Origin of the sequence: Bradyrhizobium sp. PRIMUS42, assembly GCF_023006515.1 — a bacterium.
Lineage (GTDB): Bacteria > Pseudomonadota > Alphaproteobacteria > Rhizobiales > Xanthobacteraceae > Bradyrhizobium.
On the sequence record NZ_JALBGZ010000470.1, the window covers coordinates 1 to 5,136 of the forward strand.

Annotated in this window: 5 protein-coding genes and 2 pseudogenes; 3 read left to right on the forward strand and 4 right to left on the reverse strand. The window is 63.4% G+C overall.

The genetic code is table 11. From position 1 onward, the window contains the following. The coding region (locus MOV75_RS26840; protein WP_309486971.1) for a chemotaxis protein CheB at nucleotides 1–380 on the forward strand (380 nt) is incomplete at its 5' end. Next, nucleotides 377–1,250: pseudogene (locus MOV75_RS26845) on the forward strand (protein-glutamate O-methyltransferase CheR). The gene MOV75_RS26840 and the pseudogene MOV75_RS26845, both read left to right, overlap by 4 nt. A gap of 55 nt (nucleotides 1,251–1,305) precedes the next feature. Here the strand turns inward: MOV75_RS26845 and MOV75_RS26850 are convergent. From MOV75_RS26850 to ctrA, 4 genes are all read right to left on the reverse strand, one after another. After that, nucleotides 1,306–2,466, reverse strand: coding sequence for a glutathionylspermidine synthase family protein (locus tag MOV75_RS26850; protein ID WP_246928549.1), 1,161 nt, complete (start codon nucleotides 2,464–2,466; stop codon nucleotides 1,306–1,308). Between the two features lie 58 nt (nucleotides 2,467–2,524). Then, a complete protein-coding gene (locus MOV75_RS26855) occupies nucleotides 2,525–2,914 on the reverse strand; it encodes a hypothetical protein (RefSeq protein WP_246928546.1) in 390 nt (129 codons plus the stop codon). Between the two features lies 1 nt (nucleotide 2,915). Continuing rightward, a complete protein-coding gene (locus MOV75_RS26860) occupies nucleotides 2,916–3,320 on the reverse strand; it encodes a DUF350 domain-containing protein (protein WP_246928544.1) in 405 nt (134 codons plus the stop codon). A gap of 309 nt (nucleotides 3,321–3,629) precedes the next feature. After that, a complete protein-coding gene (gene ctrA / locus MOV75_RS26865) occupies nucleotides 3,630–4,331 on the reverse strand; it encodes a response regulator transcription factor CtrA (protein ID WP_008138878.1) in 702 nt (233 codons plus the stop codon). A 416-nt stretch (nucleotides 4,332–4,747) separates the two neighbouring features. Between ctrA and fliI the strand changes: the two are divergent. Further along, nucleotides 4,748–5,136, forward strand: a pseudogene (fliI, locus tag MOV75_RS26870) (flagellum-specific ATP synthase FliI); the annotation flags it as partial.

Here is a 5,136-nt window from a genome sequence, read left to right on the forward strand (position 1 = left end):
AGCCGGGACGGATTTATCTCGCGCCGGGCGGCAAGCACATGCGCGTCGCACGCAGCGGCGCGGACACCGTGATCGCGCTCGACGACGGCCCCGCCGTCAATTTCTGCAAGCCCGCGGTCGATCCGCTCTTCACCTCCGCCATCGACGTCTGGCACGGCAGCATCCTCTCCGTGATCCTGACGGGCATGGGCTCGGACGGCATGCGCGGCGGCAAGGACATCGTTGCCGCCGGCGGCAGCGTCATCGCGCAGGACGAAGCCTCCAGCGTGGTCTGGGGCATGCCGGGCGCGGCGGCCAATGCCGGCATCTGCGCGGCGATCCTGCCGCTCAACCAGATCGGCGCCAAGGTCAACCGCCTGTTCGCGGGAGATCGCTCGTGACGCCCACCGACTACGATTATCTGCGCAAGTTCTTGAAAGAGCGCTCCGGCCTCGATCTGTCCCCCGAGAAGCAATATCTGGTCGAGAGCCGGCTGCTGCCGCTCGCCCGCAAGGCGAGTCTATCAGGCATTCCCGATCTCGTGCTGAAGATCCGGAACGGCGACGGCCGGCTTGCGACCGACGTGGTCGAAGCGATGACCACCAACGAGACCTTCTTCTACCGCGACAAGATCCCGTTCGATCATTTGCGCGAGACCATCCTGCCGGGGCTGATCAAGGCGCGCGCGGCGCGCAAGAACTTGCGCATCTGGTCGGCGGCGTCCTCGACCGGGCAGGAGCCCTATTCGATCGCGATGTGCGTGAAGGAGATGGGCACGGCCCTCGCCGGCTGGCGCATCGAGATCGTCGCCACCGATCTGTCGCAGGAGGTGCTGGAGAAGTCGAAGGCCGGAATCTACAGCCAGTTCGAGGTGCAGCGCGGGCTGCCGATCCAGCACCTGATGAAGTATTTCACGCAGGTCGGCGAAGTCTGGCAGCTCAATGCCGACATTCGCGCGATGGTGCAGTTCCGCCAGCTCAATCTGTTGCAGGACCTTCTCTCATCTCGGCACCTTCGACGTGATCTTCTGCCGCAACGTGCTGATCTATTTCGATCAGGACACCAAGGCGGTGATCTTCGAGCGGATGGCGAAGGGCCTGGAGGCCGACGGCACGCTGCTGCTCGGGGCTGCCGAATCCGTCGTCGGCATCACCGATGCGTTCCGCCCCATCGCGGATCGCCGCGGTCTCTACCAGCTCAACCCCGCGCGCTCCGGCCGCCCCATGGCCGGATTGATGCCGCCGTCGTTGAAGATCGCCGCGGCGCGGTGATTCTCCTCGTCATTCCGGGCTCACTCGCTTCGCGAGCGCCCCGGAATGACAAGCCTCACAAAATCGCATGCGGCAAAAACCGCGAGCGGTTACCCGTGATCGGGCTCTCGTCCTCGCGGATCGACAATCCGCACGGTTCGTGGTTCACCAGCCAGCTTCCAATCACCGGATAGAATCCGGAAAAATTCGGCAGCGGCGCTAGAGCCTGCCGCACAAAGCCTTCGGCTCCGTAAGGGCCTGCCTGCTCGTCGAGCGCCATGCCGCCGGACACGATCGTGACATTGGCGCCTTCGCGCGACAGCAGCGGCTTGCGCACATAGGAGCTGCCGAGTTCAGCGGCGCGCGGATCGTCCTCGAAGAAGGCCGGCAGCAGATGGGGGTGGTTCGGAAACATCTCCCAGAGCAGCGGCAAAATGCCTTTGTTGGACAGCACCGCCTTCCACGGCGGCTCGATCCAGCGCGTCGGCGCGTCCTTCAGCTTGGCACCGAAGGCGTCGTGGAACATCCACTCCCAGGGATAGAGCTTGAAGGCCAGCGTGATATCGCCATCGTCGAGATCGACGAAGCAGCCAGGCTCATCGCGCCAGCCGACCTGCTCGATGTCGAGCAGCCTGGTCGAGAGCCCGGCCTGGCGTGCGGTGTCTTCGAGATAAGCGAGCGTGCCGGCGTCTTCCTGATTGCCGGTGCTGCCGGTGAGATGGACGTGGCGGCCGCCGGCGATCTCCTTCCACGCCGCGATCAACCGCTCGTGGATGGAGTTGAACTGATCGGCACGCGCGGGGATGACACGGCGTTCGATCGCCTGTTCGAGCCAGGTCCATTGGAAGACGGCAGCCTCGAACAGCGAGGTCGGCGTATCCGCGTTGTATTCGAGCAGCTTGGCCGGACCCTTGCCGTCGAAACTGAGATCGAGCCGGCCATAGAGGCTACGGTCGTCGCGCTTCCAACTCTCGACGATCAGGCTCCAGAACGCTTCCGGAATCTGCAAGCGGCGCAGGTGCCGCTCGTCGCCGATGACGCGGCCGGCAAGCTCCAGGCACATCGCCTCGATCTCGCCGGTCGGCGTCTCGATGCCACGCTCGATCTCGTCGAGCGTGAAGCCGTAATAGGCGCGCTCGTCCCAATAGCGTTCGCCGTCGATGGTGTGGAAGACGAAGCCGCATTGCGCTGCGGTCTCTCGCCAGTCGTCGCGCTCGAGACAGGTGATGCGCTGCATGTTATTTCCTGCGCATGATCTTGCCGGAAAACCGGTGGCCACTTTTCCGGATCATGCGCTAGCCGCCGCCCGAGAAGCCATGGCCGAACGAGCCGAAGCCGCCGCGGCTCACGCTGCTGTGGCCGGAATCGGACGACGTTCCCGACGAGGATTGGCTCGAGGAATCGCTGCTGAAGAAGCTCGATCGCGACGACCAGCGCGAGCTGCCGCTGCTCGAGGAGCTGCTCCTGCTGCTGCAATTGGTGCTCGCCTGCAGCGCCGGGTCCGTCCCGGGCGGAGCGGGCTCGCAATTCCCCGGCATCATCGTGTAGGCGGTGGTGCCGACCGCGAGCGTGCCCATCACCAGCAGCGCGACATGGCCGGAGCGCTTCACCGGCGATCGCACAGGCGGTGGCTCGCCGACCGGCCGGCGCTTGCCGAACTCCTTTTTGGAGGGTTTGTCGGCCATGTCAGTAGATCATGCAGGCGGCGTTCAAAAGGCCCGCGGCGAGCGAGGACAGGCCAAGCCAGATCGCCGGGGCAAGCTCGCCGGCAGAGATCCGCGCCGACAGGTTCGGCACCGGGACCTTCACGAGGAAGAACACGATGATCTGCACGATTAGCGCGATCGTCGCCCAGATCAGGCAGTCCAGCACATTGGCCGAATGCGCGATCGCGCTGACCAGCGGCGCCACGAAGCCGAGCAGGCTCAGCCCGAGCGCAATCGCCGCGGCCGGCTCGTTGTCGCGGATCAGCTGGAACTCGTTATGTGCCGTGATGCGGGTGTAGACGAACAGATACGCCACGATCGCGATCAGCCCGGTGCAGAAATAGACCAGGAAGGCGGGCAGGCCGGCAAGTGATTGCAGGATCATCGTTCCCCCATCGTGCAGCGACCATTCGTCGGCGGGGGAAGGATAGCGGTTCAAACGTTAAGAGAGAGGAGGCCGTAGCCGCGATGGTGGTGCACGTCTCCCGCTTGCGGGGCAGGTCGGCGCGAAGCGCCGGGTGGGGGTTCTCTCCACACAGGGATTGTCCCGATGTGGAGAAACCCTCTCCCCGGCCCTCTCCCGCAAGCGGGAGAGGGAGAAGACGTCCCAAAAAAACAAAACCCCGCCATTTGCGGCGGGGTCCAGGCTGGGAGGAGCAAGCCCGAAGGGGGCCTGCGACGTAAACCCAGGAGATCAGGCGGGAATGCGCTCTTCGTGCTCGTGCGGCTCGCGCAGCACGTAGCCGCGGCCCCACACGGTCTCGATGAAGTTGCGGCCCTCGGAGGCGTTGGCCAGCTTCTTGCGGAGCTTGCAGATGAAGACGTCGATGATCTTCAGCTCGGGCTCGTCCATGCCGCCATAGAGATGGTTGAGGAACATTTCCTTGGTCAGGGTCGTGCCCTTGCGGAGCGAGAGCAGCTCCAGCATCTGATATTCCTTGCCGGTCAGATGCACGCGCTGGCCGCCGACTTCCACCGTCTTGGTGTCGAGGTTGACGACGAGGTCGCCGGTCTGGATGACCGACTGGGCATGGCCCTTGGAGCGGCGCACGATCGCGTGGATGCGGGCCACCAGCTCGTCCTTGTGGAAGGGCTTGGTCATGTAGTCGTCGGCGCCGACGCCGAGACCCTTGACCTTGTCCTCGATGCCGGCGAGGCCGGAGAGGATCAGGATCGGTGTCTTGATCTTGGAGACCCGAAGCTGCTTGAGCACGTCGTAGCCGGACATGTCGGGCAGGTTGAGGTCGAGAAGGATAATGTCGTAATCGTATAATTTACCGAGATCGACGCCTTCTTCCCCCAAATCGGTCGTGTAGACGTTGAAGCTCTCAGACTTCAACATCAGCTCGATCGACTGCGCGACGGCGCTGTCATCTTCAATCAGCAAAACGCGCATGCCAGTTCCCCATAGTCGCCGCTCCTGGGCGTCAGGTCGGCCGCATTCGCGGCACTCAACAAAACGCCTTTGAACAACTGATTCGGATCCTGACAACAGATGGTTAACAAACTCTGATTCTGGAACGCAAGTCCCCCCGGTGCAATTTTTGTCGAATCGCCCTAAGGTCTTGCGCGTGAAGCAGCTTTCGTCACCCAGCTCCGTTCAAGTTCCACTTTAAGAGACGGGCCTAACCGACTCCCGAGACTCAGCCTTCTTCTGAAGGGGAGTCACGCTCAGTCACAAAGACAGTGACGCAATGATTAATGATGCGGGTAAACACGAAGTTAAGCTCCGTTCAGAAATATGGCGAAACTTAAGGTTTTCACCGTGAAGTCCCGGATGTCCAAGGCGCGCACCTTAATGAAGGCCCTCCGATGAAGGCTTTGGCCGAACAGATCGGCGACATCGACGGCGTCAATATTTACGGCCGCGTGGTCGGCGTCCGCGGCCTGATGGTCGAGGTGGCAGGACCTATTCACGCGATGTCGGTCGGCGCTCGGCTCGTGATCGAGACCGGCGCCAACCGTTCGATTCCCTGCGAGGTGATCGGCTTCTCCGGCAACAACGCTGTCGTGATGCCGTTCGCCGGCCTCGACGGCGTGCGCCGCGGCTGCAAGGCCGTCATCGCCAATGCCGCCAATCAAGTGCGGCCGTCAGCGGCCTGGCTCGGCCGCGTCGTCAATGCGCTGGGCGAGCCGATCGACGGCAAGGGGCCATTGCCGCAAGGCTCATCGCCGATGCCGTTCCGCAATACGCCGCCGCC

What these genes read in the sequence shown, in the direction of transcription:
- MOV75_RS26850 (WP_246928549.1), bottom strand. Translation starts at nt 2,466, where the DNA reads ATGCAGCGCATCACCTGTCTCGAGCGCGACGACTGGCGAGAGACCGCA.
- MOV75_RS26855 (WP_246928546.1), bottom strand. Translation starts at nt 2,914, where the DNA reads ATGGCCGACAAACCCTCCAAAAAGGAGTTCGGCAAGCGCCGGCCGGTC.
- MOV75_RS26860 (WP_246928544.1), bottom strand. Translation starts at nt 3,320, where the DNA reads ATGATCCTGCAATCACTTGCCGGCCTGCCCGCCTTCCTGGTCTATTTC.
- ctrA (WP_008138878.1), bottom strand. Translation starts at nt 4,331, where the DNA reads ATGCGCGTTTTGCTGATTGAAGATGACAGCGCCGTCGCGCAGTCGATC.